Source organism: Streptomyces sp. NRRL B-1347, from assembly GCF_000720325.1.
In the GTDB taxonomy this organism is placed as follows: Bacteria; Actinomycetota; Actinomycetes; order Streptomycetales; family Streptomycetaceae; genus Streptomyces.
Map to the genome: position 1 here is coordinate 22,442 of NZ_JOJM01000047.1, position 25,815 is coordinate 48,256.

At 73.3% G+C, this 25,815-nt stretch carries 28 protein-coding genes; 15 read left to right on the top strand and 13 right to left on the bottom strand.

Translation table 11 applies throughout. The features are described from left to right. Nucleotides 1-15 precede the first annotated feature (15 nt). From IG74_RS0131165 to amaP, 4 genes are read left to right on the top strand one after another with little or no spacing between them, the layout of a single operon-like run. Nucleotides 16-201 (top strand): hypothetical protein, encoded by a 186-nt coding sequence (locus IG74_RS0131165; RefSeq protein ID WP_030684182.1) that lies wholly within the window; start codon nucleotides 16-18, stop codon nucleotides 199-201. A gap of 3 nt (nucleotides 202-204) precedes the next feature. Further along, nucleotides 205-600, top strand: a complete 396-nt coding sequence (locus IG74_RS0131170) for an Asp23/Gls24 family envelope stress response protein (RefSeq protein WP_030684184.1) — start codon at nucleotides 205-207, stop codon at nucleotides 598-600. Continuing rightward, complete coding sequence (locus IG74_RS0131175) at nucleotides 597-1,307, top strand: DUF6286 domain-containing protein (protein ID WP_030684185.1); 711 nt, start codon at nucleotides 597-599, stop codon at nucleotides 1,305-1,307. The genes IG74_RS0131170 and IG74_RS0131175 overlap by 4 nt, the downstream gene beginning before the upstream one ends. Before the next feature lie 7 nt (nucleotides 1,308-1,314). After that, complete coding sequence (amaP, locus tag IG74_RS0131180) at nucleotides 1,315-1,893, top strand: alkaline shock response membrane anchor protein AmaP (protein ID WP_030684186.1); 579 nt, start codon at nucleotides 1,315-1,317, stop codon at nucleotides 1,891-1,893. A 245-nt stretch (nucleotides 1,894-2,138) separates the two neighbouring features. On the opposite strand, the gene IG74_RS0131185 is transcribed toward amaP, so the two are convergent. Both IG74_RS0131185 and IG74_RS0131190 read right to left on the bottom strand, forming a co-directional pair. After that, entirely contained in the window at nucleotides 2,139-2,894 is a 756-nt protein-coding gene (locus IG74_RS0131185; RefSeq protein ID WP_030684188.1) for an SDR family oxidoreductase, read from the bottom strand. A gap of 5 nt (nucleotides 2,895-2,899) precedes the next feature. Further along, on the bottom strand, nucleotides 2,900-4,693 hold the full coding sequence (locus IG74_RS0131190; protein ID WP_030684189.1) for a glycoside hydrolase family 15 protein: 1,794 nt from the start codon (nucleotides 4,691-4,693) through the stop codon (nucleotides 2,900-2,902). A gap of 142 nt (nucleotides 4,694-4,835) precedes the next feature. Here IG74_RS0131190 and IG74_RS52300 point away from each other — a divergent pair, with 142 nt between their 5' ends. Beyond that, nucleotides 4,836-5,120, top strand: a complete 285-nt coding sequence (locus IG74_RS52300) for a hypothetical protein (protein WP_158857840.1) — start codon at nucleotides 4,836-4,838, stop codon at nucleotides 5,118-5,120. A 51-nt stretch (nucleotides 5,121-5,171) separates the two neighbouring features. Here the strand turns inward: IG74_RS52300 and IG74_RS0131200 are convergent, their stop codons facing one another. From IG74_RS0131200 to IG74_RS0131215, 4 genes are all read right to left on the bottom strand, one after another. Next, nucleotides 5,172-5,966: an SURF1 family protein gene (locus IG74_RS0131200; protein ID WP_030684190.1), complete on the bottom strand. Its 795-nt coding sequence runs from the start codon at nucleotides 5,964-5,966 to the stop codon at nucleotides 5,172-5,174. Between the two features lie 150 nt (nucleotides 5,967-6,116). Next, nucleotides 6,117-6,350, bottom strand: coding sequence for a hypothetical protein (locus tag IG74_RS0131205; RefSeq protein ID WP_078869160.1), 234 nt, complete (start codon nucleotides 6,348-6,350; stop codon nucleotides 6,117-6,119). A 64-nt stretch (nucleotides 6,351-6,414) separates the two neighbouring features. Then, entirely contained in the window at nucleotides 6,415-7,458 is a 1,044-nt protein-coding gene (locus IG74_RS0131210; RefSeq protein ID WP_051855715.1) for a DEDDh family exonuclease, read from the bottom strand. Nucleotides 7,459-7,536: 78 nt separating this feature from the next. Next, nucleotides 7,537-8,172: a TetR/AcrR family transcriptional regulator gene (locus IG74_RS0131215; protein WP_030684194.1), complete on the bottom strand. Its 636-nt coding sequence runs from the start codon at nucleotides 8,170-8,172 to the stop codon at nucleotides 7,537-7,539. An 82-nt stretch (nucleotides 8,173-8,254) separates the two neighbouring features. Here IG74_RS0131215 and IG74_RS0131220 point away from each other — a divergent pair, with 82 nt between their 5' ends. The 7 genes from IG74_RS0131220 to IG74_RS0131250 all read left to right on the top strand — a co-directional run bounded on the left by IG74_RS0131220 (nucleotide 8,255) and on the right by IG74_RS0131250 (nucleotide 15,000). Next, a complete protein-coding gene (locus IG74_RS0131220) occupies nucleotides 8,255-9,052 on the top strand; it encodes an acetoacetate decarboxylase family protein (RefSeq protein ID WP_030684198.1) in 798 nt (265 codons plus the stop codon). Next, on the top strand, nucleotides 9,052-9,936 hold the full coding sequence (locus IG74_RS0131225; RefSeq protein ID WP_030684200.1) for an SDR family NAD(P)-dependent oxidoreductase: 885 nt from the start codon (nucleotides 9,052-9,054) through the stop codon (nucleotides 9,934-9,936). Before IG74_RS0131220 ends, IG74_RS0131225 begins: the two co-directional genes overlap by 1 nt. Nucleotides 9,937-9,947: 11 nt before the next feature. After that, the gene (locus tag IG74_RS0131230) at nucleotides 9,948-11,234 is read left to right on the top strand and encodes an amidohydrolase family protein (RefSeq protein ID WP_030684201.1); all 1,287 of its coding nucleotides are present in this window, start codon (nucleotides 9,948-9,950) and stop codon (nucleotides 11,232-11,234) included. Next, nucleotides 11,231-12,463 carry an amidohydrolase family protein gene (locus IG74_RS0131235; RefSeq protein ID WP_030684202.1) on the top strand — a complete coding sequence of 411 codons (1,233 nt, stop codon included), beginning with the start codon at nucleotides 11,231-11,233 and terminating at the stop codon, nucleotides 12,461-12,463. The genes IG74_RS0131230 and IG74_RS0131235 overlap by 4 nt, the downstream gene beginning before the upstream one ends. A 24-nt stretch (nucleotides 12,464-12,487) precedes the next feature. Beyond that, the gene (locus IG74_RS0131240) at nucleotides 12,488-13,198 is read left to right on the top strand and encodes a VIT1/CCC1 transporter family protein (protein WP_030684204.1); all 711 of its coding nucleotides are present in this window, start codon (nucleotides 12,488-12,490) and stop codon (nucleotides 13,196-13,198) included. Between the two features lie 114 nt (nucleotides 13,199-13,312). Continuing rightward, complete coding sequence (locus tag IG74_RS0131245; RefSeq protein WP_030684205.1) at nucleotides 13,313-14,212, top strand: sterol desaturase family protein; 900 nt, start codon at nucleotides 13,313-13,315, stop codon at nucleotides 14,210-14,212. A gap of 50 nt (nucleotides 14,213-14,262) precedes the next feature. Then, complete coding sequence (locus IG74_RS0131250; protein WP_199818908.1) at nucleotides 14,263-15,000, top strand: lysoplasmalogenase; 738 nt, start codon at nucleotides 14,263-14,265, stop codon at nucleotides 14,998-15,000. Here the strand turns inward: IG74_RS0131250 and IG74_RS0131255 are convergent. The 5 genes from IG74_RS0131255 to IG74_RS0131275 all read right to left on the bottom strand — a co-directional run bounded on the left by IG74_RS0131255 (nucleotide 14,969) and on the right by IG74_RS0131275 (nucleotide 21,392). Continuing rightward, on the bottom strand, nucleotides 14,969-16,057 hold the full coding sequence (locus IG74_RS0131255) for a CopD family protein (RefSeq protein ID WP_420709967.1): 1,089 nt from the start codon (nucleotides 16,055-16,057) through the stop codon (nucleotides 14,969-14,971). The two genes, IG74_RS0131250 and IG74_RS0131255, sit on opposite strands and share 32 nt — an antisense overlap. A gap of 90 nt (nucleotides 16,058-16,147) precedes the next feature. Next, nucleotides 16,148-17,581: a CoA transferase gene (locus tag IG74_RS0131260; protein WP_030684211.1), complete on the bottom strand. Its 1,434-nt coding sequence runs from the start codon at nucleotides 17,579-17,581 to the stop codon at nucleotides 16,148-16,150. Continuing rightward, nucleotides 17,581-18,147, bottom strand: coding sequence for a hypothetical protein (locus tag IG74_RS0131265; protein WP_030684212.1), 567 nt, complete (start codon nucleotides 18,145-18,147; stop codon nucleotides 17,581-17,583). Before IG74_RS0131265 ends, IG74_RS0131260 begins: the two co-directional genes overlap by 1 nt. Nucleotides 18,148-18,243: 96 nt before the next feature. Beyond that, the gene (locus IG74_RS0131270) at nucleotides 18,244-19,794 is read right to left on the bottom strand and encodes a S8 family peptidase (RefSeq protein ID WP_030684213.1); all 1,551 of its coding nucleotides are present in this window, start codon (nucleotides 19,792-19,794) and stop codon (nucleotides 18,244-18,246) included. Between the two features lie 14 nt (nucleotides 19,795-19,808). Continuing rightward, a complete protein-coding gene (locus IG74_RS0131275; RefSeq protein WP_030684215.1) occupies nucleotides 19,809-21,392 on the bottom strand; it encodes a S8 family peptidase in 1,584 nt (527 codons plus the stop codon). A gap of 359 nt (nucleotides 21,393-21,751) precedes the next feature. Here IG74_RS0131275 and IG74_RS0131280 point away from each other — a divergent pair, with 359 nt between their 5' ends. The 3 genes from IG74_RS0131280 to moaA all read left to right on the top strand — a co-directional run bounded on the left by IG74_RS0131280 (nucleotide 21,752) and on the right by moaA (nucleotide 24,930). Next, nucleotides 21,752-22,120 (top strand): DUF485 domain-containing protein, encoded by a 369-nt coding sequence (locus IG74_RS0131280; RefSeq protein ID WP_030684217.1) that lies wholly within the window; start codon nucleotides 21,752-21,754, stop codon nucleotides 22,118-22,120. A gap of 29 nt (nucleotides 22,121-22,149) precedes the next feature. Continuing rightward, on the top strand, nucleotides 22,150-23,778 hold the full coding sequence (locus IG74_RS0131285) for a cation acetate symporter (RefSeq protein WP_030684218.1): 1,629 nt from the start codon (nucleotides 22,150-22,152) through the stop codon (nucleotides 23,776-23,778). A gap of 159 nt (nucleotides 23,779-23,937) precedes the next feature. After that, nucleotides 23,938-24,930: a GTP 3',8-cyclase MoaA gene (gene moaA / locus IG74_RS0131290; RefSeq protein WP_030684219.1), complete on the top strand. Its 993-nt coding sequence runs from the start codon at nucleotides 23,938-23,940 to the stop codon at nucleotides 24,928-24,930. Between the two features lie 16 nt (nucleotides 24,931-24,946). On the opposite strand, the gene IG74_RS0131295 is transcribed toward moaA, so the two are convergent. Then, nucleotides 24,947-25,183, bottom strand: coding sequence for a hypothetical protein (locus tag IG74_RS0131295; protein ID WP_030684221.1), 237 nt, complete (start codon nucleotides 25,181-25,183; stop codon nucleotides 24,947-24,949). Nucleotides 25,184-25,362: 179 nt separating this feature from the next. Then, nucleotides 25,363-25,752, bottom strand: a complete 390-nt coding sequence (locus IG74_RS0131300) for a DUF3099 domain-containing protein (protein ID WP_037826336.1) — start codon at nucleotides 25,750-25,752, stop codon at nucleotides 25,363-25,365. Nucleotides 25,753-25,815 lie beyond the last annotated feature (63 nt).

Genomic DNA, 25,815 nt, shown 5'->3' on the forward strand with positions numbered 1-25,815 from the left:
GCGAAGGAGCGCACGATGAGCATGGCCGTCATCGGCATGATCGCCGGAATGGCCCTGGGCTTCGCCGGGTATTTCGGCGGGTTCGGGGCCTTCCTGCTCGTGGCCGCCCTGGGCGCCATCGGCTTCGTCGCCGGGCGGTTCCTCGAAGGGGACCTGGAACCCGGCGACTTCTTCCGTCCGCGCGGCGACCGGCGGCGGTGAGCGGTGGCGGCGGAGGTCGTGGGGCAGGTCGCGCCCGCCGAGCGCGGCGCGACCCGGATCGCCGACCGCGTCATCGCGAAGATCGCCGCACGGGCCGCGCGGGAAGCGCTGTGGACGCTGCCCGAAGGGGCCGCTCCGCCGCACGCCACGGTCAGCGTCCTGGCCCGCGGACACGGTTCCGCGCGGGCCGGGGAGGCCCCGTCCGGGGCCGCCCGCGTCCACATCAGCCTGGAGCTGGACTACCCCAGTGACATCGGCGGCCAGTGCGCGGCCGTGCGTCGTCACGTCACCGAGCGGGTAGAGGCGTTGGCGGGCATGGAAGTGCCCGAGGTGGCGGTCCAGGTCGAGCGGCTGCACTCGGCGCAGGCGCGGGCCGCGGCACAGGGGAGGACCCGATGAGCGAGCCCCACGATCCGCACGAGGCCCACAAGGGCCCCCGCCCGGCCCGGCCCGCGCCCGTCGTCGAGCGGGCCCCGGACGGCACGGACCCGGCGGCGGGGCCGGAGCAGTGGACGTCCGCGGCCTCCTACGAAGCGCACCCCACCCTGGCCCCCGGCGACGACGGGACCCCCCGCTTCTGGTCCGCGCGCCGCGTGCCCGCCGCGCTCCTCGCGCTGCTGGTCCTCGGCGGCTCCGGGCTTCTCCTGTACGACGTCGTGGCGGTACGGGCCGACCATCCCGCGATGCGCTGGCGGCGCGACCTCGCACGCGAGCTGGCGGAACGGCCGCTGGACAGCACGGCCGTGCTCGCCGGTGCCGCGGGCGCGGTGGCCGTCGGCCTGTGGCTGCTGCTGCTCGCGGCCACGCCGGGGCTGCGGGCCGTCCTGCCCATGCGGCGCGGGCACGCCGACGTGCGCGCCGGGCTCGACCGCGCCGCCGCCGCGACCGTGCTGCGCGACCGGGCCCTGGACGTGGCGGGCGTGCGGTCGGTCCGGGTCCGCATGACCAGGACCAAGGTCGACGTACGCGCCGAGTCGCACTTCCGCGCCCTCGACGACGTCCGCGGCGACCTGGACCGGACGCTGGCCGACGGCATCCGGGGACTCGGGCTCGGCAGCCCGCCCACGCTCTCCGTCCACGTCGCCCGGCCCGGAAAGAAGGGGTGAACGCGCCATGCCGCGTACGGTGAACCGCGTTCTGCTCGGCCTCGTCGGCCTCGGTCTCGTCGTGCTCGGCGGGGCCGTCCTCGCCGTCGGTCTCGGCGCCGGGCCGCCGTCCTGGTGGGTGCACGACGGGCGGCACGACGTGCTGCTCAGCGCCGCGGACCGGACCCGGTGGCGGGACCGCGGCTGGTGGTGGCCCACCGTCATCGGAGTCCTCGCCGCGCTCGTGCTCCTGTCGCTGTGGTGGTTCACCGCCCAGCTGCGGCGGCGGCGCCTCGCGGAGGTCCTGGTCGAGACCGGGGACGGCGAGGGGGCGCTGCTGCGGGGCCGGGCGCTGGAGAGCGCGCTGGAGAGCGAGGCCGCCGCGCTCGACGGGGTGGGGCGGGCGCGGGTCCTGCTGACCGGGCGGCGCAACGCGCCCGAGGCGCGGGTCGGGCTCGTCCTGGAGCCCGACGCGGTGCCGGAGGACGCGCTGCACCGGCTGTGCCTGGAGGCCCTGGCCCACGCCCGCGACTCGGCGGGCCTGGCCCGCCTCCCGGCGACGGTCCAGCTCCGCGCCGCCAAACACGGCCCGGAACGGGTGAGCTAGCCCTCGCGGTGCGCCCCAGGCCCGCCCCTTCCCGATCCGGGGGCTGCCGCCCCCGCGCCCCCGCCCTTTTCGGCGCTCCGCGCCTCGTCCTCAAACGCCGGACGGGCTTGACCTGTCAGCCGGACGACAGCGTGCGAGCCGCTAGGCCGGGGCTCGGCCGGGTGGCTTGGGTGGCACGGGTGGGAGGGTGGGAGAGATCCCGCCGCGGTAGCGGCGGGGCCGGGGACGGCAGCCGGAGCCCGGGGCTAGAAGCTGTGGCGGGCGCCGCCGTCGATCGGGAGCATCACCCCGGTGACGTAGGACGCCGCGGGCGACAGCAGGAACGCGGCCGCCCGCCCGAACTCCTCCGGAGCCCCGTAGCGCCGCAGCGGAATGCCCGACTCGGAGGCGTGCCGCGACGCCTCCGGATCGGCGGTGAGCCCGTCCAGCTCGCGCACGCGCTCCGTGTCGATGCGCCCCGGCAGCGCCCCGACGACCCGGATGCCGCGCGGCCCCAGCTCGTCCGCGAGGGACTTGGCGAACCCGGCGAGGCCGGGGCGCAGGCCGTTGGAGATGGTCAGGCCGGGGATGGGCTCGTACACGGACGCGGACAGGACGAAGCCGATGACGCCGCCCTCGCCGAGCTCCGCCGCCGCGGCCCGCGCGAGCCGTACCGCGCCGAGGAACACCGACTCGAACGACGCCTGCCACAGCTCGTCCGTGGCGTCGGCGGCGAAGGCGAACGGCGGGCCGCCGACGCTGACGAGGATGCCGTCGAAGCCGCCGAAGCGCTCGCGGGCGGTGGCGACGAGCCGGGCGGGCGTCGCGGGGTCGGCGTTGTCCGCGCCGACGCCGACGGCGTTCGGGCCGAGCTCCGCGGCCGCGGCGGCGGCCGTCTTCTCGTCGCGGCCGGTGAGGACGACTTTCGCGCCGTCCTCGACGAGGGCGCGCGCGGTGGCGTTGCCGAGGCCGCGGGTGGCGCCGGTGACGACGTAGACACGGTTGTTCAGGCCAAGATCCATGCGTCCTATCCTGCCGTGCCCGGGTCCGGGCCGAACAGGGAAAAGGCGGTAGTGACGAGACCCACGTGGCTGAACGCCTGCGGGAAGTTGCCCAACTGGCGGCGCTCCGCCGCGTCGTACTCCTCGGCCAGCAGCCCCACGTCGTTGCACAGGTCCAGGAGCCGCTCGAAGAGCGCGCGGGCCTCCTTCGTGCGGCCGGCCAGGTGCAGCGCGTCGGCGAGCCAGAACGAGCAGGCCAGGAAGACGCCCTCGTGGCCGGGCAGCCCGTCGACCTTGACGCCGTCGGTGCTGTAGCGGCGGACGAAGCCCTCGCGGGTGCCGAGGTCCTCGCGGACGGCGTCGATGGTGCCGAGGACGCGCGGGTCGTCGGGCGGCAGGAAGCCCACGCGCGGGATCAGCAACACGGCGGCGTCCAGCTCCCTGGACCCGTACGACTGCGTGAACGTGCCCCGGTCCGCGTCGTAGCCGCGGGCGCAGACCTCGTCGTGGATCTCGTCGCGGAGCCGCCGCCAGCGGTCCGCGTCGCCGTCGAGGTCCGGCCGCTCCTCCAGACTGCGTACGGTGCGGTCGGCGGCGACCCAGGCCATCACCTTGGAGTGCACGAACTGACGGCGCGGGCCGCGCACTTCCCACAGCCCCTCGTCCGGCTCGCGCCACACCTTCCGCAGGAACTCCATGAGCGCGAGCTGCATGCGCCAGCCGTGCGGCCGCGTCGCCATGCCCGCGTGCCGGGCGAGCCACAGGGAGTCGACGACCTCGCCGTACACGTCGAGCTGGCGCTGGCACACGGCCGCGTTGCCGAGGCGCACCGGCGCCGAGCCCGCGTACCCCGGTAGCCATCCTGCGTCCGCCTCGGGCAGCCGCCGCTCGCCGCCGAGGCCGTACATGATCTGGAGGTCCGCCGGGTTGCCCGCGACCGCGCGCAGCAGCCAGTCGCGCCACGCCTCGGCCTCCTCGCGGTACCCGGCGGTGAGCAGCGCGCCGAGCGTGAGCGTGGAGTCGCGCAGCCAGCAGTAGCGGTAGTCCCAGTTGCGGACGCCGCCGATCTCCTCCGGCAGGGAGGTGGTGGGCGCGGCGACGATGCCGCCGGTCGGGCCGTACGTGAGGGCCTTCAGCGTGATCAGGGAGCGGACGACGGCGTCGCGGTGCGGCCCCTCGTAGCGGCAGCGCGCCGCCCAGGCCCGCCAGTCGTCGACGCTGTCGCGCAGCGCCCGCTCGGTGTCGATGAGCGGCGGACGCGGCTCGTGCGAGGGGTGCCAGGTGAGCACGAACGTGACCCGCTCGCCCGCCCGGACGGTGAACTCGGCGTGCGTGGCGTGCGCGCGGCCCCAGGCGCGGACGTCGGGCTCGGCGCGCAGCCACACCGCGTCGGGGCCCGCGACCGCCACCCGCTGGCCGTGGGAGCGGCGCATCCAGGGCACGACCGAGCCGTAGTCGAAGCGCAGGCGCAGCGTGCTGCGCACGGTCACCTCGCCCTCGACGCCCTCGACGACGCGCACCAGGTCCGGGGCGCGGTCGCGCTGCGGCATGAAGTCGGTGACGCGGACCGTGCCGTCCGGGGTGTCCCACTCGGTGTCGAGGACGAGCGTGTCGGGCCGGTAGGCGCGGCGCGAACAGGTGTCGGCGCCCCGTGGCGCGATGCGCCAGTGGCCGTGTTCGTCCTCGCCGAGCAGCGCGGCGAAGCAGGCCGCGGAGTCGAAGCGGGGCAGGCACAGCCAGTCGATGGAGCCGGTCCGCGCCACCAGGGCGGCGGTCTGGTGGTCGCCGATGAGGGCGTAGTCCTCGATGGGTCGCTGCACGGGGGACGGCTTCCCGGTTCGTGGAGTCGCCAATCCGGTCCGTCGCGGCGGGGGCAACCGGGGCCCGGCCGCGCGCGGTTGGCCCCTTCCGGCTTCGTCCGAGCGCGGGACGCGGGGGCGCCCCTGGGCAATACTCGTGAGCATGCCAAACAACGAGGGCGGATGGCGGCCCCGCGGTTACGACGGCCCGGGCTGGGAGCCTCCCGAGGAGCCGCCGCAGGGGCCGCCACCCGGCGGCGGGGGCGGCGGCGGGCCCGGGGGAGGGTCCCGCTGGAGCGTGCCGGGCGTGGTGGCGGTGGTCGCGGTCGCCGTCTGGTCCGTCCTGGCCTACCAGTGGACCCAGCAGAACGACTGCGAGCTGGTGGACTCGTACGGCCTGGTGCTCTCGCACGGCACCCCGGACCCGTGGGAGAGGTGCGGGGACTAGGAACCGCCCGGTGGGCGGCGCGGCGTCGGCGAAGGGCGGGCCGAAGGCGCGTCAGGCGGCCGTCGCGGCCGCCTCGGGCGTCGCCTGCTCCGCGGCCGCCGCCTCGCGCCGGTCCCGCACCTCCCGGCGGACCAGGACGATCCACCCGGCCGGCACGCCCGCCGCGAACAGCCACCACTGGATCGCGTACGCCATGTGGGCGCCGATGCTGCTGTGGTCGGGCGCGGCGACGAGCTGCGGGGAGTTGTCGGGGTTGTCCGGCGCGGTCTGCGTGATGTAGCCGCCGAGCACCGGCTTGCCCAGGGCGTGGGCCTGCTGGCCGCTGCTGATCAGCATGATCTGGCGGTCGGGCAGGCCGCGGACGTCCTTGATGCCGCTGGCCGCCGAGGTCTCGTCGGCCATCAGGCGGCCGGTGACGGTGACCCGGCCCCGGGGCGGGGCGGGGATCTTGGGGAAGGCGGTCTGCGGGCCGTCGGCGCGGATCCAGCCCCGGTTCACCAGGAGCACCTTGCCGTCGCGCAGGACGAGCGGGGTCAGGACGTGGAAGCCGACCTCGTCGTCGGAGTTGGTGCGGCGCCTGACGACGACCTCGTGCTTGGTGTCGTACGTGCCCTCGGCCGTCACCCGGCGGTAGACGGCGGAGTCCGGTACCTCGCGGCCGGGCGCGGTGAGCCGCTCGGCGGGCACCGGCTCGGCGTCGATGACCCGGGCGATCTTGTCGTTGCGCGCCACGCGGGCCTCGTGCCGGTGCAGCTGCCAGAAGCCCAGCTCGATCATCACGGGGATGAGGACGATCCCGATGAGAGTGAGGATCACCCACTGGCGGGACAACAAGAAGCGGTACACGCCCTTGACGGTACCTGTGTACGACGGAGCCCCCGACGGGAGGGTCCCGTCGAGGGCTTCAAGGGGTTCGGGGAGCTTCAAGGGCCACCGGGAGCTTCAGGAGCCTTCAGGGGGCCGCGCGTACGTCTGCCGCCGCACCTGCGTCGGCCGTCACACCTTGTCGACGATGCCCACCCGCCCCTCCGCGCGCGAGCAGTGCGCCCCGCAGTACCAGTGCCCGTCGGCCTCGACGCCCTGCCCGATGATGCGGCACCGGCAGTGCTCGCAGATCGGCGCCATGCGGTGGATGGCGCAGGAGAAGCAGTCGAAGACGTGCACCGCGCCTTGCGCGTGGACTTCGAAGGACATGCCGTAGTCGTTTCCGCAGACCTCGCAACGTGCCATGCGCCACAGGGTGGGACCCGGCGGCGGTGCGGGGCGAGCGGCGGGCGGGCGAGTCGCCCGGCAATCACCCGTCTGACGCCGGGGGCTCCGCGGCGCGGGCGGCACCCGCGGCCGTGCCGTCCGCCGGGGCCACGTCCTGGAGCAGCTGGCCGAAGGCCGCCTCGTCGATGACCGGCGTGCCGAACGCCCGCGCCTTCGTCGTCTTCGACGTGCCCGAGTCCGGGTCGTTCGTGACGAGCAGGCTTGTGAGCCGGGACACGCTCGTCGCGATGTGCAGGCCCGCCTCGAAGGCGCGGTCCTCCAGGAGCTCGCGGTCCACGGAGGTGTCGCCGGAGAAGGCGACGCGCATGCCCTGCTTGAGGGGCTTGCCCTCCTCGTACCGCCCCGGGTTCGGGTGGGGGCAGGCCGGGCGCTTGCGGGAGGCGCGCCAATTCTGCGCGCGGTACCCCGACTCGTACGCGGGGGAGCCGGTGGCCTGGCGGCCGATGCGGGCCGAGCCGTCGACCCACTCGGTCAGCGGGCGGCACTCCAGGAGCGGAAGGCGCACCCCGGCGCCGGCCGCCGCGTTCAGGCTCGGGCGGAACGCCTCGGCGAGGACGCGCGCGTCGTCCAGGGCGTTGTGGGCGTGGCGCTGGACCACGCCGAAGTGCGCGGCGAGCGACTCCAGCTTGTGGTTGGGCAGCGGCAGGCCGAGCTCCTTGGAGAGCGCGATGGTGCACAGGCGCTGGCGGACGGGCGCGGTGCGCTCCGCGCGCGCGTACTCCCTGGCGATCATGGACCAGTCGAAGACCGCGTTGTGCGCGACGAGGACGCGGTCGCGCAGCCGCTCGCCGAACTCCTCGGCGATGTCCGCGAAGAGCGGGGCGTCGGCGAGCTGGTCGCTCGTCAGGCCGTGGATCCACACCGGGCCCGGGTCGCGCTGCGGGTTCACCAGCGTGTACCAGTGGTCCTCGACCTCGCCCCGGGCGTCCAGCCGGTAGACCGCCGCGGAGATGATCCGGTCGTCCCTGGACAGCCCTGTGGTCTCCACGTCGACGACCGCGTACCCCGACGGGTAGGCGGTCGGCCAGGAGTCTGCGGACGCGGCGAGCGTGCGGTCTTCGAGCATGGTCCATGAGGATACGGGCCACGACTGACAGTCACGCCCGTGGGCCACCGACGTGCCCCGGCCGCGCGGCCCTCCGCGTCACGGCGGCGGGCCGAGCAGACCCGTCACCAGGGCCCTGACCGAAAGGGTGAAGAGCCGCTCCGGATCGAGGGGGCGCGTGAGGGCGCGGGCGAGCGCGGGGTCGGCGTCGGAGGTGCGCGCGTCCCACAGCTGGTGCTCGCCGGGGCGCTGCACGGGCGCGCGCTCGCGGTTGCGCTCCACCAGGACGTGGCCGACGACGTGGACCTGCACGGCCCGCACGGCGTCGGCCGCGCGGGCGCCGCGCAGGCCCGCCGCGTGCAGCTCGCGCACCAGGACCCGCTGGGCGGGCAGGAACATGCGGTCCGTCAGGCCCCGTTCGTGGACCATCGCGACCAGATGGGGGTGGTCGCGCAGCTGGTGGCGCAGGGCGCGCGCGACGGAGACCACGCGCTGCGCGGGGGTGCGGCCGCGCGGCCGGATCTCGCCGAGGTCGGCGAGGGTGCGCTCGACAAGGGCGTCCAGGAGCGACTCGCGGTTGCCGACGTGCCAGTAGATGGAGGTCACGGCCGTGCCGAGCTCGGCGGCGAGCTTGCGCATGGTCAGGGCGCGCGGTCCGTGCTGCTTGACGAGGCCCGCCGCGGCCTGGAGGACCTGTTCCCGGTCCAGGTGGGTCCGCGTCTCTTTACCCTTCACGAGGTCTGTTGTAACTGTGTTACAGAACCTCCCGCAAGGCGCCGCACACCTCTGACGGTTCGTCAACGAAGGGCGGTACGACATGGCACGCGTACGCTACGGCGCGCGCACCGAGGCGGAGCTCACCGCGGCACGGGCCGCGCACGCACGGCTCCCGGAGATCTGGTCCACGGGCGTGGTGGCCCTCTGGGAGAGCGACCCGGACGCGGTCGCCGCGGTCCTGCCGCCGCCCCTGAAGCCCACCGCGCGCCCCTTGGTGCGCGTCACCATCAGCAAGGTCGAGCTGCCCGGCTACCCCCTGGGCGCGGGGTCGGTCGCCGTCGCCGCCGAGCACGGCGCGGTGGCGGGCTGGTACCCGCTGGTGATGCCGATGACCCACGAGCGGGCCCTGATCGGCGGCCGCGAGGTGTTCGGCGAGCCGAAGAAGCTCGGCGAGGTCACGGTCGAGCGCGACGGCCTCGTCGTCCGCGCGGCGCTCGCCCGGCACGGCATCGCGTTCGTCGAGGTGCGCGGCGGGGTCAGCGGCCCGCTGCCGCTGCCGGAGCCCACGCGCAGGACCGACTTCTACTTCAAGTTCCTGCCCGCGGTGGACGGCACGGGCTTCGACGCCGAGCCGGTCCTGGTCCACTGCGTACGGAACGAGAAGGTCCGCAAGCTGGAGCGGATCACCGGGGACGTGGTCCTGCGCGAGTCGATGTACGACCCGGTGGCCGACCTGCCCGTGCACCGCCTGGTGGAGATCACCCTCGGCGAGAAGACCAGCGACCAGCGGGGCACCGTCGTCGAGCGGGTCAGCGCCGAGGCGCTCCTGCCGTACGCGCACCAGCGCTACGACGACGCCCGGCAGGTGCTCGACGGGCCTCCGGAGGGCAGCGCCTGATGGAGCTCGCGACGGGACAGGTGGCCGTCGTCACCGGCGCGGCCGGCGGCATCGGGCTCGCCCTGGCGCGCAGGTTCGCGGCGGAGGGCCTGACGGTGGTGCTCGCCGACGTGGAGGAGGGCGCCCTCCAAAAGGCGGCGGACGGGCTGCGCGCGGCCGGGGCGACGGTCCACGCGCGCGTGGTCGACGTCGGCGTGCGCGAGCAGGTGCACGCGCTCGCCGAGGACGCGTACGAGCGGTTCGGCGCGGTGCACGTCCTGTGCAACAACGCCGGGGTCGGCTCGGGTGCCGAGGGCCGCATGTGGGAGCACGAGCCGAACGACTGGAAGTGGGCCTTCGAAGTCAACGTGTGGGGGGTCTTCCACGGCATCCAGGCGTTCCTGCCCCGGATGATCGCCGGGGGAGAGCCGGGGCACGTCGTCAACACGTCCTCCGGGGACGGCGGCGTCGCGCCGCTGCCGACGGCCTCCGTGTACGCGGTCACGAAGGCCGCCGTCGTCACCATGACGGAGTCCCTGTACGCGCATCTGCGGGCGGAGCACGCGCGCGTGGGCGCGTCCGTGCTCTTCCCCGGGCCCCACATGCTGCGCACCGGCCTGTGGGAGGCCCACCGCAACCGGCCCGAGCGGTACGCCAAGACCCGCCCCCGCAAGACCCCCTACCGCAGCCTCGACCAGTGGGAGGCGGCGATGCGCGCGGCCGGGCACGAGGTGCGGTTCACGCCCGTGGAGGAGGTCGCGGACTTCGTCGCCGACGGCATCAGGGCGGACCGCTTCTGGCTGCTGCCGCCGAGCGAGCACACCGACCGGCAGATCAGGGCGCGCTCCCAGTCGATGCTGGAGCGCTCCGCGCCGGACTACCTGGAGAGCTTCATCCTGGACTGAAGGGGTGCGCCGTGGACGACGCCACCGACCCGTACCTGATCGTCTCGTCCGACTGCCACGCCGGGCTCCCCACCGAGGAGTACCGGCCCTACCTGGAGGCCCGCCACCACCGGGCCTTCGACGACTTCCTCGCCGGGCGCGACCGGCGCCGCGAGGAGATGACCCGCCTGGGCATCCGCAACGAGGCCTTCGCCGCGAAGTGGTTCAGCGACAACGAAGAGGGCCTGAGGGGCGGCTGGGACGCCGGGCAGCGGATCAAGGAGCTGGACGGCGACGGCGTGGCCGCCGAGGTCGTCTTCCCGGACGCCGACGCCGTCGACAGCAGGACCGCCGCGCCCTTCGGGGTCGGCCTCGGCCTCTCCGGGGACCAGGACCCCGACCTCGGCATGGCGGGCGCGCAGGCGCACAACCGCTGGCTCGCCGACTTCGTCTCCGAGCACCCCGAGCGGCACTGCGGCGTGGCACTGCTGCCCGTCACCGGAGATGCCGACCGGGTGGTGGCCGAGGTCCACCGGGCCAAGGAGTCGGGGCTCGGCGCGCTGCTGATCCCCTCCATGTGGGTCGACAAGGCGCCCTACCACGACCGCCGCTACGACCCCGTGTGGGCCGCGGCCGCCGCCTGCGCGATGCCGGTGCTGACCCACTCCGGGGCCGCGCCCCGGCACGAGTACGGCGACCACCTCGGCATCTACGTCTCCGAGGTGACGTGGTGGCCCGCGCGGCCCCTGTGGTTCCTGTTGTGGTCCGGGGTGTTCGAGCGCCACCCGGGGCTGCGCTTCGGCGTCGCGGAGTCCGGCTGCTGGTGGCTGCCGAACCTCCTGTGGTTCATGGACCGCCTCTACCTGGGCGCGCACGGCGGCAAGAAGCTGTCGCCGTTCGCCGAGCTGACGCGCCCGCCGCACGAGTACCTGGACCGGCAGGTGTTCGTCTGCGCCACCAACACCAAGCGCCGCGAGCTCGCCCAGCGCTACGAGATCGGCGTCGACAACATCCTGTGGGGCAGCGACTTCCCGCACCCCGAGGGCACCTGGCCCGACACGCGCGCGTGGCTGCGCGGGACCTTCCACGACATCCCGGTGGCGGAGACCCGGCGCATCCTCGGCCTCGCCGCCGCCGAGGTGTTCGGCTTCGACACCGCGCGGCTCGCCCCGCTGGCACGCCGCATCGGGCCGACCCCCGCCGACCTGGGCCAGGACCCCGACCAAGGCGCCGTTAGGGCCTCCTGGGCGCGCTCGCGCGAGGTCGGCCGCCACTGGCTGACCGGCCACGACTTCCCGACGCTAGGGGTGAACCCATGACCGAGAGCGAGCGCTACACCGTCATCTCCGCCGACTGCCACGCGGGCGCCGACCTCCTCGACTACAAGCCGTACCTGGAGTCCCGCCACCACGAGGACTTCGACGCCTGGGCGGCCACGTACGTCAATCCGCACGAGGACCTCCTCGCCGACACCGCCGACCGCAACTGGAACTCCGAGCGCCGGCTCGCCGAGCTGGCCCGGGACGGCATCGTCGCCGAGGTCGTCTTCCCCAACACCATCCCGCCCTTCTTCCCTTCGGCGTCCCTCATGGCACCCGCCCCGACGCGCGAGGAGTACGCGCTGCGCTGGGCGGGCCTGCGCGCCCACAACCGCTGGCTCGCCGACTTCTGCGCGGCCGCGCGGGGCCGCCGCGCGGGCGTCTTCCAGATCCTCCTCAACGACGTCGACGAAGCCGTCAAGGAGATCCGCCGGTCGGTCACGGCGGGACTCACCGGCGGCCTGCTGCTCCCGGGCACCCCGCCGGGCTCGGGCCTGCCCGAGCTGCACGCGCGCGTGTACGACCCGATCTGGGCGGTCTGCGCCGAGCTCGGGGTGCCGGTCAACCACCACGCGGGCTCGGCGTCGCCGCCGCTCGGCGAGGAGCCCGCGGCGCGCGCGGTGTTCATGGTCGAGACGACGTGGTTCTCGCACCGGGCGCTGTGGCACCTGATGTTCGGCGGCGCCTTCCGCCGCCACCCCGGCCTGCGCCTGGTCCTCACCGAACAGGGCTCGGGCTGGATCCCGGGCGTCCTGGAGATGCTGGACTACTACCACGGGCGGCTGGTCGCGGCGGCGACGCGGACGGACACCGCCGAGTCCAAGTTCGGGGCCGGGCTCGCGGGCCAGATGGGCAAGGGCCCGTCGCAGGTGTGGCGGGAGAACTGCTTCGTGGGCGCGAGCTTCATGCGCCCGCACGAGGCGGCGCTGCGGGAGCGCATCGGCCTGGACAAGGTCATGTGGGGCAGCGACTACCCGCACGACGAGGGCACGTACCCGTACTCCAGGGAGGGCCTGCGCGCCGCCTACGCGGGGCTGCCGCGCGCGGAGGTCGCGGCCATGGTCGGCGGCAACGCCGCGCGCGTGTACGGCTTCGACGTGGAGCGCCTCGACGCCCTCGCGGCCGAGGTCGGCCCCACGGCCGCGGAGCTCGCCGAACCCCTCAAGGAGCCTCCGGCCGACGCCACGAGTCCGGTGTTCGCCCCGGGAGGGTCGGTCCGCGTCTGGTGACGCGGGCGGTGCCATGCTCCCCCTGTGACGGAAGCCACGCATGAGGAAGCGCACGGCGGCGCCCTGGGGTCGCGCCTGAACTGGCTGCGGGCCGCCGTGCTCGGCGCCAACGACGGCGTGGTCTCCACCGCGGGCCTCGTCGTCGGCGTCGCCGGGGCCACCGACGACCGCGGCACCCTCCTGACGGCGGGCCTCGCGGGCCTGCTCGCGGGCTCCATGTCCATGGCGGCGGGCGAGTACGTGTCGGTGTCCACCCAGCGCGACTCCGAGAAGGCCGCCCTGGCCCAGGAGAAGCGCGAGCTGCGCGAGCAGCCGGAGGCCGAACTGGCGGAGCTGACCGACCTCCTGGCCGAGCGCGGGCTCAGCCGTGCCGTGGCCCGCGAGGCCGCGCAGCAGCTCACCGAGCGGGACGCGCTGCGCGCCCACGCGCGCGTGGAGCTCGGCATCGACCCCGACGAGCTCACCAACCCCTGGCACGCAGCGTGGGCGAGCTTCCTCGCGTTCACCGTCGGGGCCCTGCTCCCGCTGCTCGCGATCGTCCTGCCGTCCGCCTCCTGGCGCCTGCCCGTCACCGTCGTCTCGGTCCTGGCGGCGCTCGCCCTCACGGGCCTGGCGAGCGCCCGCCTGGGCGCGGCGAAGGCACGTCCCGCGGTCCTCAGGAACGTGCTGGGCGGGGCCCTCGCGATGGCGGTGACCCATGCGGCGGGAGCGCTCCTCGGAGCGGCCGGAGTGTGACCGGGGCCCGCGGGGCAATGGCGAAGATCGCCAACAACTCCGCGCGTACCGACGGTAATACTTGTCGGTAACAACCTCTAGGCAGCGACCCGGGAGCGCGCCTACGGTGACGGCATGTCGTCCCCGAACCTGCCCGATGTGGTGCTCTGGTCGATCCCGGCCTTCGTGCTGCTCACCGTCGTCGAGATGGTGAGCGTCCGCGTGCATCCCGACGAGGACGCGGCCGGGTATGAGACGAAGGACGCGGCCACCAGCGTCACCATGGGGCTCGGCAGCCTCGTCTTCGACCTGCTGTGGAAGGTCCCGATCGTCGCGATCTACTCGGCGCTGTACGCCCTGACGCCGCTGCGCGTGCCCGTCCTGTGGTGGACGGTGCCGCTGATGCTGCTCGCGCAGGACTTCTTCTACTACTGGTCCCACCGGGGGCACCACGTCATCCGCATCCTGTGGGCCTGCCACGTGGTGCACCACTCCAGCCGCAAGTTCAACCTGACGACCGCGCTGCGCCAGCCGTGGACGTCCCTCACGGTGTGGCCGTTCTACGTGCCGATGATCCTGCTGGGCGTGCACCCGGCGGCCGTCGCCTTCTGCTCGTCGGCCAACCTGGTCTACCAGTTCTGGGTCCACACCGAACGCATCGGCAAGCTGCCGCGGCCCGTCGAGTACGTCTTCAACACGCCCTCGCACCACCGGGTGCACCACGCGTCCCAGGGCGGCTACCTGGACCGCAACTTCGGCGGCATCCTGATCGTCTGGGACCGGATCTTCCGCTCCTGGATCCCGGAGACGGAGCGCCCCGTCTACGGCCTGACGAAGGACATCACCACGTACAACCCCCTGCGCGTGGCCACCCACGAGTACGCGGCCATCGCCAAGGACCTGAGGAAGGCGACGAGTTGGCGAGCGCGAGCGGGCCACCTGTTCCGGGGCCCGGGCTGGCAACCGACACCACCACCGGAAGTGAAGGTTCCGGCCGTCGGACAGGAACAGAGGACGCCGGAGCGCGCGGCATGACGACGCGCCCACGCCCCGTCTCCCCTGTGGGCAATCGTTCCGCAGGGCGAGTGGGGCATCCCCCGCTCGAGCGGAGCCGAGAGCTTGGGGAGGGGTGGGCACAGCCCACACCGCCCCGCAGCGACGACGAGACCTCCGCGGGGCGGAACCGCTACGCCCCCTGGGCCCTCGCCGCCTTCGCCCTGGCCGCGCTCGGCGACCTGGCAGGCGTCGCGGCCGGCTCCGACCTCGCCCACACCGTCCTGAAGCCCCTCCTCATGCCGACGCTGGCCCTCTACGTGGTGTTCAGCGGCGGCCCCCGCCTCCTCGTGGCAGCGCTGGCCTTCGGCTGGGGCGGCGACACCCTCCTCCTGGCGGACGCCGACCCCGCGTTCCTCGCCGGAATGGTGTCCTTCGCGGCGGGCCACGTCTGCTACCTCGCCCTGTTCCGGCGGCACGGCACCGGCCACCCCCGGGCCCGGGGCGCGGGCCTGGTCCTCGCCTACGGCGCGGCGCTCGGCGTCACCGTGGCGCTGCTCTGGCCCGACCTGCCGGCCGACATGCGGATCCCGGTCGCGGGCTACAGCCTGCTCCTCACGGCGATGGCGGGCGGCGCCACCACCCTGGGTCTCACCGCGGCCACGGGCGGCGCGCTGTTCCTGCTGTCGGACACGCTCATCGCGACCGACGTGGCCGACTGGCCGCAGGCCCCGCGGCCCGACTTCTGGATCATGCTCACCTATCTGGCGGCCCAGGCCCTCCTGGCCCGCTCCGTCCTCACCAGCGGATCGGCAGCGGCACGGCGGTGAGCAGCGCCGACACGGCGACCACCGCGCCGAGTACGAACACCTCGGCGCGCGCGGGCGTGTAGGCGGCGGTCCTGTCGCCTCCGGAGTGCCGCTTCAGCCGGCGCCGGGCGAGCAGCGCGAGGACGGCGACGACGGCCACGAGCAGCAGCTTGGCGAGCATCGTGCGGCCGTACGCGGTCGTCGTCAGCTGGTCGGCGACCGTGTCCGGCGGCATCCGGCGCAGCGTGCTGAGGATCCCGGTCGCGGTGATCGCGGCGAACAGGACGGCGGCCACGCGCGCGTAGAGACCCAGTACAGCAACGGCCGCCTCCGGGGCGGACGTTCGCCAGCGCCACAGGATCCGCAGCGCGTACAGCAGGCCGCCCGCCCACAGCGCCGCGCACGTCAGATGGACCAGGGTCAGGCCGGAGCCCACCAGGGCGGCGTCCTCCGTGGGCGGGTGGGCGCGCAGCGCCTCCGCGACGACCACCGCCGCCAGCGGCAGGACCGCGCTGTCCGGGCGGCGCGTCCGCGCGCACAGCGCGGCCACGACGAACGCGTTGACCTCAAGGAGCGCGAGGCGGCCGTCCCGCGTCGCGTACAGGCCGCCGACGTCCAGGTCCGACGGCTGCTGCGGCACCAGATTGCCGCTGGCCACCACCGACGCGAGACCCAGTGCCGCGACGAAGCCCGCGCCCGCCGCCCACCACCCCCACGCGGGCGGCGCCGACGCCATCGGCGCCCCGGGCACACGGCGCGCGACGCGGCGCAGGAACACCTCGCCCAGCTGCACGCACAGCGCGGCGAACAGGACCGTCCGCAGAAACGTGATGCCCTGCGTGCCGGGCGCCTCGGCCTCGCCGGTACCGTCGAGCACGGCCGCGGGGCCGAACAGCGGTACCACCGCGGCGACGGCCACGAGCACGAGCAGGGCGAGGGCCCGGCCCGGCGACGGGCGGCGGCGCGCGGCACGGCGCTCCGCGCGCGGGGCGGTGTCCGCCTCTCCCGAGGCCTCGCCTTCCGCCGCCGCGCGGGCGCCCGCCGCCAGGGAGTCTCCGGTTTCCACGGACGGTCGTATGGTCACTACACGATCTTCACCAGTCATCCCACTCCGGGGCAAGTCCGGGCAAACAACTGGAGTGCTGCCTTTCCGCCCGCCGGGCCCTGGTCAGCGCCACACGGGTGCGTCCGCGCCCCAAGGGCCCGGCGGGCGCGCCCAGTTCACCGGCCCGCCGGTGAAGGCGACCGGAGGGAGGGCGTGGCGCAGCCGCCCGAGGGGGCTGTCCGTGTGAGCGAGCCGGTCCGTGGGGTCGTACTCGACCGCGGGGCCGTGGGCGGCTGTCCCGTCGTCCGTCGGGCACCCCAGGGTGTCGTCACCGTCCACCGCTCCGGTCAGCCACGCCGCCGTGCGGGCCAACGCGAGCCGCGCCACCCGCGTGCCGCCCGCGCCGTCGGTGCGCTGCTCGGTGAGCGCCCGCAGGACCGCCGCGGCCAGCAGATAGCCCGTGCCGTGGTCCAGGGCCTGCGCGGGCAGCGCGCCGGGCTGCTCCTGCGAGCCCTCCAGGGCGGCGATGCCCGTCGCCACCTGCACCAGGCTGTCGAACCCGCGCCGGTGCGCCCACGGCCCCCGCGCGCCCCACGCCGACAGCTGCGCCACCACCAGACCCGGGCGGCGCTCGGCGAGCGCCTCGGGGGAGAGCCCGAACCGGTCGAGGGCGCCGGGCCGGTAGCCGGTCACCACCACGTCGGCCCCGGCGAGCAGTTCCTCGAACGTCCGCAGGCCCGCGCGGCCGCCGAGGTCGAGGGTCGTGGAGCGCTTGCCGAAGCCCGTGTCCGCGTGCTGGTCGGGTAGCTCCGGGCGGTGCGGCGGGTCCACGCGCAGCACGTCCGTGCCGAGCAGCGCGAGCGTGCGGGTCGCGACCGGGCCCGCGATGACCCGGGTGAGGTCGAGGACGCGCACCCCGGACGCGGGAAGCAGCGGGCCGAAGGGGAGCGGCGGGCCGTCGGACAGCGGCGGCAGGGTGCGCGGCGCGCCGCCGTCGAGCCGCTCGCGCTCCACGAGAGGCAGCCGCGCCACGGCCGCGGCCTGCGGGTGCGCGGCCCACTCCCGCGGGGTGCGCAGCGCGACGGCCAGGCCACCGGCGGCGTACACCATGTCTTCGATCTCGACGCCGGGCAGCGCCGCGAGCCGCGCTGCCACCGAGTCCACGGTCGCCGCGCTCTCTGAAAGACCGAGGGCGGCGAGCAGGCGCTCCCGGTGATGGGGGTAGTTCGCGTGCGTCCGCACCCAACCGTCGGCGGTACGCCAGAACCGCGACAGGGGCGCGAAGGTGACCGGCGCGCGCCCGTCCACGAGCAGTTGCCGTTCACTGGTGAACGCGGCGGCCACGGCACCGTCGTCCACGCGCGCGTGCGGTACGGACCGCCCCGTGCGCAGGGCCGCGAGCTCGGCCGCCGCGAGCGCGCAGACACCGACGCAGGCCCGCGCGAGGGCGCGCACGGGAAGCCGCGCGATCAGGGTGTCGTCGCGCACCACCGGGGAGAGGTGCGCCAACGTCTCCGGGGCACCACCGAGCGCCGCCCAGGCGTACGAGGCCCGCACTACGGGGTCGGTCCCGTGGCCCCGGGCTCCGAGGCCGCCGACCACCACAGCCGGATCTCGTCCGCGGGGTCCGAGGGCCGCAGCTCCCAGCCGCGCGCGGTGGCAGCCTCGACCACGTAGCCGCCGCCCACGCCCCGGTACTTGCGCAGCGGCACCTCGCACTCCGTCGGCGGGTTGGGCTTCTTGTCCTCCTTGGGCTTCGACGCCCGCTTCGTCCAGGTGTCGAGATATCCGTCGACCCGCGCCCGGTAGAAGGCGGCGTCGCCCTCGTGCCGCAGCTCGGGCCAGGTCACGGTCCAGCGCGGCCAGATCGAGATCAGCCCCAGGACCCGGTCCATGACGCGGTCGGCGCCGCTCTCGAACCCCGGGATCACGGTGAGGATCTCCGCGAACAGGGCGATCACGAAGGCCACCACGGCGAGGACGAGCAGCAGCAGCCACCACACCGGCAGCACGACCACCGTGACCAGGAACCGCAGGACCAGCTGCCACGTCGGGCGCACCGGCTCGGCGCGCCACTGCTCGGGGCCTTCGTGGACGAATGACGAGTCTCGGTAGGCGTACATGAGCGGCATCCTCTCGCGAGGGGCCGGGCGGTCCGCAACCGCCCGGCCCCGACCGCCTCCCGGCGGTCCCAGTTGCTCCCGTAAGGGGCTGCTTCGCTACTTCCGCACGGCGTCCAGCGCGTCGATCATGCCCACGCCGTAGAAGCCGTTCTTGTTCTTGCTCCCCTCGCACACCGCGTCGACCTTGCCGTCGCCGTCGATGTCGTAGGGGTTGGTGCACGCCGTCGCGTCGGCCTGCTTGTACAGCAGGGCCTTCACCCGGGCCGCCGAGGCCTTGGGGTGCGTCGACTTGATGAGCGCGGCCACGCCCGCGGCGTGCGGCGACGCCATCGACGTGCCCGCCTTGTAGCCGAACTTGCCGCCCGGAAGGGTCGACAGGATCAGACCGCTGGTGGCGGGCGGCTGCGGCTTCTGGAACGCCGTCGAGTCGCCGCCGGGGGCCGCGATGTCGATGACGCCCTTGCCGTAGTTGGAGAACGAGGACTTGAGGCCCTTCGCGCCCGTGGAGGACACCGTCACGACGCCCGGCAGCTGCGACGGCAGGTCGAAGCAGTCCGCGGTCTTGATGGTGCGCTCGACCGGCGTCGTGTCGTTCGGGCTCGACTTGTCGACGATCTCGTCCTGGGCGAGGTCCGTCTTGGCGTTGCCCGCCGCCGCCACGTTCACGGCGCCCTTGCGCTCCGCGTACCGGCTGGCGCGGCCGACCGCGTCGACCAGGGCCCGCTGATCGTCGTCCGTACGGCAGTTGAACAGCCACGGGTCGGTGTAGTAGCTGCTGTTGGTGACGTCGACGCCGTGGTCGGCCGCCCACACGAAGCCGCAGACGACGGCCTCCGTGTAGTACAGGCCGGTCGCCGGCTCGGCCACCTTCAGGCTCGCCACCTTCACGCCGGGCGCGACACCGGTGATGCCCGTGCCGTTCTTCGCGGCGGCGATGGTGCCCGCCACGTGCATGCCGTGGTCGCTCTCCTTGGCCACCGGCCGCCACGCGTTGTCCTTCTGCGTGGGCACGCCGCCCAGGCAGCTGGCGGACGCGTTCCTGTCGAAGTTCGGGGCGATGTCCGGGTGCGTGTCGTCGACTCCGGAGTCGAGGACGCCGACCGTCACCTTCGGGCTGCCCAGGGACTCCTTGTGCGCCTGGTCCGCCTTGATGGCGGGCAGGTCCCACTGGAGCGGCTCCAGCTCGTCCTGGCCGTCGGCCGCCGTGCCCGCGGCGGCCTCGGCCTCCTTGGCGGACAGCGGCCGCGCCGCGTCGATGTCGTCGCTGGTCTGCGCGGACAGCGGCGCGGTGCGCGTGGCCCCCGCCGACTGCACGCCCTTGACCCCGCGGATCTTCTTCGCGAAGTCCGGGTCCGAGGAGTGCACGACGATGACGCCGATCCGGTCGTACGCGATGACGACGTCCCCGCCCGCCTTGGCGATGGCCTTCTTGACGTACTTCGACGTCCGGTCGCCGTGCCCCTTGCGGACGTTGACGACGTAGCTCATGGCCGAACCGTCGGCCTTCGCCGCCTGCGCGGCGGGGGCGGACGGCGCGTCGGGCTGCGCCGACGCCGTGCCCGGCAGGAAGGCGAGCGCGGACACCACGGCCACGCCGAGCGGCAGGGCGAGCGCGCGGCGCCCGAAGGATGCGGAGTGCCTGGTCACGTAGGTGCTCCCCTTCACTTCTTCGTCACGGCGTCGAGCGCGTCGACGATGCCGTAGCCGTAGAAGCCGTTGCGGTTCTTGTCGCCCTTGCAGACCGCGTCGACCTTGCCGTCACCGTCCGGGTCGTACGGCTTGTCCGGGCAGCCCGGGTTGTCCGCCTGCTTCTTGAGGAGCTTCTGCAGCTGGGCCGGGCCCGCCTTGGGGTGCGTGGACTTCAGCAGGGCCGCGACGCCCGCGGCGTGCGGCGACGCCATCGAGGTGCCCTGCAGCCAGGCGTACTCGCCGCCCGGCATCGTGGAGAGGATGCCGCCGTCCTTCGACGGGGTGTCCGTCGGCTTCTGGTAGCGGCGGTCGCCGCCGGGGGCCGCGATGTCGACGACGCCGTTGCCGTACGTCGAGTAGTACGACTTGGCCTTGTACACGCCGGTCGCGCTGACCGTGACGACGCCCGGGAGCTGGGTCGGCACGTCGAGGCACTTGTGCGGGTCGATGGTGCGCTTGACCGGCGTGGAGTCGTCGGGGCTCGACTCGTCGACGATCTCGTCCGCGTCCAGGTCGTGGTTGGAGTTGCCCGCGGAGGCCAGGTTGAGGGTGCCCTTGCGCTGGGCGTAGAGCTGGGCCCGGTTGACCGCGTCGAGGATGGCCCGCTGGTCCGGGTCGTCCTTGCAGTTGTACAGCCACGGGTCCACGTAGTAGCTGTTGTTGGTGATCTCGATGCCGTTGTCGGCGGCGAACACGAAGGCGCAGACGACGCTCTCCGGGTAGAACAGCTCGCTGACCGGGTCGGCCACCTTGATGCCCGCGACCTTGACGCCGGGTGCCACCCCGGCGACGCCTATGCCGTTGCGGGCGGCGGCTATCTCGCCCGCCACGTGCGTGCCGTGGTAGTGCTCCTTCTTCGCCGGACGCCAGGCGCCGGGCGAGGTGTCCGCCTTGCCGCCCACACAGCTCGCGGACTGCTTGGCGGAGAAGGTGGGCGCGAGGTCGGGGTGGGTGTCGTCGACGCCGGTGTCGATGACGCCGACGGTGACCTTCTTGCTGCCCGGGTTGATCTGCGCGGCCTTGTCGGCGCCGATGGCCCGCAGGTCCCACTGGTCGCCTTCCAGCGGCTCGGCCGCGGCCCTGCCCGAACCGGCCTTCTGCTGGCCCGACTTGGCCCGGTCCACCTGGTCCTTGGACAGGAAGGCGGGCGCGCCCTCCTCGGTCGTGCCGGCCGCCGTCAGCGGGGCCGTGCGGGTCGCGCCCGCGGACTGCACGCCGCGCACCTTCCGCAGCTGCTTGCCGAAGTCCGGGTTGGCCGAGTGCGCGACGATCACGCCGATCTTCCGGTACGTCACCACGACCGTGCCGTCGGCCGCGGCGATCGCCTTCTTCACGGAGGCGATGGTCTTGGCGTCGGTGCGGGTGTTCACGACGTACGCCAGCTTGCCCGCAGCGGGCGCCTGGACGGCCTGCGCGACCGGCGAGCCGGGCGCGTCGAGCGGGGCCGCCGTCGCGCCCGGACCGAAGCCGACCGCCGCGGCGAGGGCGACGCCGAGCGGCAGCGCGAGGGTGAGCCGTCTGGACCGGGAAGAGCGCGAGGAGCGCAGATGAGCCATGGGTTCTCCACATCATCCGGATACGGAACTGCCCGAACACTGCTGGTGCTCGGGCAGGTGCTGACGGGTGGTGCCAGGTGCATGACTAGTTGTGCAGGGTGAAGCTATCCCCAGTGCTCCCGGGCCAGCAATGACTTCTTGCAAAAGGCCGGGAAAGCGCCCGTTCGAGCCGCTCCGGGCGCGCCGTCGTGACGTTGAACAGTGCACGGACGCAATATCAACCCCCTGTCGGATCACGTCCCCTGGGCCTAACATCACCATCCTCGGCCCACGTGATCCGCGTCACTTCGAGAGCAGAGCACATGGACCAGACCGCTTCCGTATCCGTCCCCACCACCCCCGTACCACGAGGAGACTCCGTGGCCACCGACGCACCGCCACCGTCGAAGGGCGGCCCAGAACCCACCCGCTCGACGCCCTCCACAGCGGAGTACGTCGCAGTGCAGCAGAGCCCGGAGTTCGGTGAACTGCGCGCCGCGCACCGCTCGTTCGCGTTCCCGCTCACCATCGCGTTCATCACCTGGTACCTCGTGTACGTCCTGCTTTCGAACTACGCCGGTGGCTTCATGGGCACCAAGGTGGTCGGCAACATCAACGTCGCGCTCGTGCTCGGCCTCGCGCAGTTCCTCACCACCTTCCTCATCGCCTGGTGGTACTCGCGCCACGCCGCCGCCAAGCTCGACCCGCGCGCGGACGCCATCAAGTCCCGGATGGAGGGCGGCGCGTGAGTACCCTGAGCGCTTCGACCGCCACGGCCGTGCCCGAGACCCACGCCACCGTGCTCGCCGCCAGCCAGGCCAGCGAGCACCGGCCGCTGATCATCACCCTTTTCGCGATCTTCGTCGTCGCCACCCTCGTCATCACCGTGTGGGCGGGCCGCCAGACCAAGAGCGCCGCCGACTTCTACGCCGGCGGACGGCAGTTCACCGGCTTCCAGAACGGCCTCGCCGTCTCCGGCGACTACATGTCCGCCGCGTCCTTCCTCGGCATCGCGGGCGCCATCGCCCTGTTCGGCTACGACGGCTTCCTGTACTCCATCGGCTTCCTGGTCGCCTGGCTGGTGGCGCTCCTGCTCGTCGCCGAGCCGCTGCGCAACTCCGGGCGCTACACGATGGGCGACGTCCTCGCCTTCCGCATGCGCCAGCGCCCGGTGCGCACCGCCGCGGGCACCTCCACCATCGTCGTGTCGATCTTCTATCTGCTCGCGCAGATGGCGGGCGCGGGCGTCCTCGTCTCGCTGCTCCTCGGCATCACCAGCGACAGCGGCAAGGTCGGCATCGTCGCGCTCGTCGGCGTCCTGATGATCGTGTACGTCACCATCGGCGGCATGAAGGGCACCACCTGGGTGCAGATGGTCAAGGCCGTCCTGCTCATCGCGGGCGCGCTCCTGCTGACCTTCCTGGTCCTGCTGAAGTTCGACTTCAACATCTCCGACCTGCTCGGCTCCGCCGCCGAGAACAGCGGCAAGGGCGCGCCCTTCCTGGAGCCCGGCCTCAAGTACGGCGCCACGTCGACGTCCAAGCTGGACTTCATCTCGCTCGGCATCGCCCTGGTGCTCGGCACCGCGGGCCTGCCCCACATCCTCATCCGCTTCTACACGGTGCCCACGGCCAAGGCCGCCCGGAAGTCCGTGAACTGGGCCATCGGCATCATCGGCGCCTTCTACCTGATGACGATCGCCCTCGGCTTCGGCGCCGCCGCCCTGATCAGCCCCAAGGAGATCACCGACTCCAACCCGGCGGGCAACACGGCCGCACCCCTGCTCGCGCTGCATCTGGGGGGCACCGACTCCAACTGGGGCGCGATCCTGCTCGCCACGATCTCCGCCGTCGCGTTCGCCACCATCCTCGCGGTCGTCGCGGGCCTCACCCTCGCCTCGTCCTCGTCGTTCGCGCACGACATCTACGCCAACGTCATCAAGAAGGGCAAAGCGACCGAGAAGGAGGAGATCAAGGCCGCCCGCTGGGCGACCGTCTTCATCGGTCTGGTCTCCATCGCCCTCGGCGCCCTCGCCCGCGACCTGAACGTGGCGGGCCTGGTGGCCCTCGCCTTCGCCGTCGCCGCCTCCGCGAACCTGCCGACGATCCTCTACAGCCTGTTCTGGAAGAGGTTCACCACGCAGGGCGCCCTGTGGTCGATCTACGGCGGCCTCACCACCGCCGTCGTCCTGGTGCTCTTCTCGCCGGTGGTCTCCGGCAACGCGAAGACCTCCATGTTCAAGGGCGTCGACTTCCACTGGTTCCCGCTGGAGAACCCGGGCCTCATCTCCATCCCGGTCGGCTTCCTGCTCGGCTGGCTCGGCACGATGCTCTCCAAGGAGGAGCCCGACAAGGAGAAGTACGCGGAGCTGGAGGTGCGCTCCCTCACGGGCACCGGCGCCCACTGACCCGAAGCCGTCGCGCGGCCGCGTCGTAGATCCCTACGACGCGGCCGCGTCCGTCCTGTGGAAACGGCCTCTGTCGATGTCAGTCCCGTCACGTAGGCTCATGGTCAAAGGGCGTACTACAGAGACGCACCACCGATCCGGACCGGGGAGGGGGCCCACGTGCTCATCGACACGTACGGCCGAGTGGCCACCGATCTGCGGGTTTCACTGACCGACCGGTGCAATCTGCGGTGCACGTACTGCATGCCGGAAGAAGGCCTGCAGTGGCTGGCCAAGCCCGACCTCCTCACCGACGACGAGATCGTCCGCCTGATCCGCATAGCGGTCACCCGCCTCGGCATCGAAGAGATCCGCTTCACCGGCGGCGAACCGCTGCTGCGCCCCGGCCTCGTCGGCATCGTCGAGCGCTGCGCCGCCCTCGAACCGCGCCCCAGGACGTCCCTGACGACGAACGGCATCGGCCTCAAGCGCACCGCGAAGGCCCTCAAGGCCGCGGGCCTCGACCGGGTCAACGTCTCGCTGGACACCCTGCGCCCGGACGTCTTCAAGACCCTCACCCGGCGCGACCGCCACCGCGACGTCCTCGAAGGCCTCGAAGCCGCCCGCGCCGCGGGCCTCACCCCCGTGAAGGTCAACACGGTCCTGATGCCGGGGCTCAACGACGACGAGGCCCCCGACCTCCTGGCCTGGGCCGTCGAGCACGACTACGAACTGCGCTTCATCGAGCAGATGCCCCTGGACGCCCAGCACGGCTGGAAGCGCGACGGCATGATCACGGCCGGTGACATCCTGGCCTCGCTGCGCACCCGCTTCGACCTCACCGAGGAGGACACCGAGCAGCGCGGCTCCGCACCCGCGGAGCGCTGGGTCGTCGACGGCGGACCGCACCGCGTCGGCGTGATCGCCTCCGTGACGCGTCCCTTCTGCTCGGCCTGCGACCGCACCCGGCTCACCGCCGACGGACAGGTCCGCACCTGTCTGTTCGCCACGGAGGAGACCGACCTGCGCGCCGCCCTGCGCGCGGACGACAGTACGGACGACGAGATCGCCCGCATCTGGAAGCTTGCGATGTGGGGCAAAAAGGCGGGTTCGGGTCTGGACGACCCGTCGTTCCTCCAGCCCGAGCGCCCCATGTCGGCGATCGGCGGCTGACGCCCCGCGCCCGGCGCTAGGCCGCCGGACCGTCCCCGGAGCCCTGCGCGGCGTCCCACTCCGGCAGCGTGACGACGTCCTTGAGGAAGCCCCGCACACCGAGGAACTGGGACAGGTGCTCGCGGTGGTCCTCGCAGGCCAGCCAGGTCTTGCGGCGCTCGGGGGTGTGGAGCTTGGGGTTGTTCCAGGCAAGCACCCACACGGCGGCCGCACGGCAGCCCTTGGCGGAGCAGACGGGGGTTTCGTCGATCACGTAAGTCATCCCAAACAAGGCGACGCCGAGCAGCCACGGGGGGAGCTGCCCGGCGTCGGTCTGTCGCTCCGACGGGGGATGCGGAGCGCGTACGAAGTATGTCACGGCCAAGCGGCCGCCTGGCACCGGAACTACATGATTGATCTGAGCTTTTCTTGAGCTTGGCGTAACGTCGTCGGTCAGCCCTGTTCCCGTGACGGCGCGCGCGGCTCGTCGCGGGCGGCACCCGACGGGTCCTCCGGGACGGGTTCCGCGCTCCGGTCGACGGGTGCGGGGGCGGCGAGGATCGGCCGCGACGGTGCCGGTACGAAGGTTGACGGAAGCGAAGGGGCGTTCTCACGCCCGGCGTTGGCGATCACCACCGCGACGTACGGCAGCAGTATTCCGAGCACCAGCGCGACGAGCGCGACGTGCCGTTCGACGTTCCAGAGCACCGCGGCGGCAATGACCGAAACAGTGCGGACGGACATCGAGATCACATAGCGCCGCTGCCGGCCCCGCACGTCGTCCGCGAGGCCCTGCCTGGCCCCTGTGATCCGGAAGACCTGAGCGTCGTTCTGCTTCCGCATCACATTCCACCGCCTGCCCGTTCGCGCCAGGCCCTCCCCGGCCTGGACCCTTCACACGTTACG

Bases quoted from the DNA above. Each gene is read 5' to 3' on its own strand.
- IG74_RS0131165 (WP_030684182.1), top strand. From the start codon at position 16: ATGAGCATGGCCGTCATCGGCATGATCGCCGGAATGGCCCTGGGCTTC.
- IG74_RS0131175 (WP_030684185.1), top strand. From the start codon at position 597: ATGAGCGAGCCCCACGATCCGCACGAGGCCCACAAGGGCCCCCGCCCG.
- amaP (WP_030684186.1), top strand. From the start codon at position 1,315: ATGCCGCGTACGGTGAACCGCGTTCTGCTCGGCCTCGTCGGCCTCGGT.
- IG74_RS0131185 (WP_030684188.1), bottom strand. From the start codon at position 2,894: ATGGATCTTGGCCTGAACAACCGTGTCTACGTCGTCACCGGCGCCACC.
- IG74_RS52300 (WP_158857840.1), top strand. From the start codon at position 4,836: ATGCCAAACAACGAGGGCGGATGGCGGCCCCGCGGTTACGACGGCCCG.
- IG74_RS0131205 (WP_078869160.1), bottom strand. From the start codon at position 6,350: ATGGCACGTTGCGAGGTCTGCGGAAACGACTACGGCATGTCCTTCGAA.
- IG74_RS0131210 (WP_051855715.1), bottom strand. From the start codon at position 7,458: ATGCTCGAAGACCGCACGCTCGCCGCGTCCGCAGACTCCTGGCCGACC.
- IG74_RS0131220 (WP_030684198.1), top strand. From the start codon at position 8,255: ATGGCACGCGTACGCTACGGCGCGCGCACCGAGGCGGAGCTCACCGCG.
- IG74_RS0131225 (WP_030684200.1), top strand. From the start codon at position 9,052: ATGGAGCTCGCGACGGGACAGGTGGCCGTCGTCACCGGCGCGGCCGGC.
- IG74_RS0131235 (WP_030684202.1), top strand. From the start codon at position 11,231: ATGACCGAGAGCGAGCGCTACACCGTCATCTCCGCCGACTGCCACGCG.
- IG74_RS0131245 (WP_030684205.1), top strand. From the start codon at position 13,313: ATGTCGTCCCCGAACCTGCCCGATGTGGTGCTCTGGTCGATCCCGGCC.
- IG74_RS0131265 (WP_030684212.1), bottom strand. From the start codon at position 18,147: ATGTACGCCTACCGAGACTCGTCATTCGTCCACGAAGGCCCCGAGCAG.
- IG74_RS0131275 (WP_030684215.1), bottom strand. From the start codon at position 21,392: ATGGCTCATCTGCGCTCCTCGCGCTCTTCCCGGTCCAGACGGCTCACC.
- IG74_RS0131300 (WP_037826336.1), bottom strand. From the start codon at position 25,752: ATGCGGAAGCAGAACGACGCTCAGGTCTTCCGGATCACAGGGGCCAGG.